The 1049-nt window shown below is 48.6% G+C and carries 1 protein-coding gene; it reads left to right on the top strand.

Features of this window, described 5'->3' with window-relative positions:
• Positions 1–1037 (top strand): IS4 family transposase (locus SLS51_RS23010; protein WP_323840810.1); only part of this gene is annotated, 1037 nt, incomplete at its 5' end.
• Positions 1038–1049: the final 12 nt, after the last annotated feature.

Genomic DNA, 1049 nt, shown 5'->3' with positions numbered 1-1049 from the left:
ATTCCAGAGGTATGCATGCTCATTCCGTTCTGCTCTTTGCGCCTGATAAGCAACAGGTCGTTGGGCTCATTGAACAGGCACGTTGGACCAGAGACCTTCAGGCTTACGGGCAAAATCAATATCATGCGAGCAGAGCTTATAAAGACAAAGAAAGCTATAAATGGGAACGGGCTTCACGCGCAATGGAAGCCCGCCTCGGTGCTGACATGCGGAAAGTTATCTCGGTCTGTGACCGGGAAGCCGATATTATCGAGTATCTGACCTATAAGGTCTCAAATCATCAGCGCTTTGTCGTTCGCTCTATGCAAAGCCGCCGCATAGAAGAAAGTACCGACAAGCTTTATCATTACAGTGGCGCCTTGGTGTATGCGGATATGAGAACGGTTCAAGTGAGGCAAAAAGGCGGGCGAAAAGCGCGTGACGCCCACTGCGAAGTTCGTTATGCGGCGGTGACCGTAAAAATCCCGGCGAATAAAATCGGTGACTCCGTCCCACTGTACTATGTCGGTTGTCAAGAAACGGGAAATCATGATGGCCTGAGCTGGCACATTCTGACCTCAGAGCCCGTGAAAACAAAAGAAGATGCCAGGCGTATTCTCGATTACTACGAAAAACGGTGGCTGATCGAAGAATTTCACAAAGCGTGGAAAAGCGGCGGAACTCAGGTTGAAGAGTTACGCATGCAGAGCAAAGAGAATTTAGAACGCATGGTGGTGATACTCGCGTTTATTGCAGTCCGTCTTCATCAACTGCGTTATCTGGGGCTTAATAAAGAGGAAGCAGAAAAGCAGAGCTGTGAAATGATCCTGAGTCCGCTCGCGTGGAAATTACTGTGGTCAAAGCAAAACAAATCGAAGCCCCCAAAGAAAGCACCAAGCCTCTATTGGGCCTATATTAACCTCGGCAAGCTTGCGGGTTGGTACGATTCAAAACGTAATGGTCGAGTAGGATGGGAAAGGTTATGGGAAGGATGGTTCATATTACAAACCATCCTTGAGGGGTACCTGCTTGCACAGTCTCTTGAGCTAGAGATGTGATCAAGAGACAGG

The sequence above is a fragment of the Photorhabdus africana genome (assembly GCF_035181445.1).
GTDB lineage: Bacteria > Pseudomonadota > Gammaproteobacteria > Enterobacterales > Enterobacteriaceae > Photorhabdus > Photorhabdus laumondii.
The sequence above is the reverse complement of the archived record's forward strand: the minus strand, read 5'-3'. Positions and strand labels throughout refer to the sequence as shown.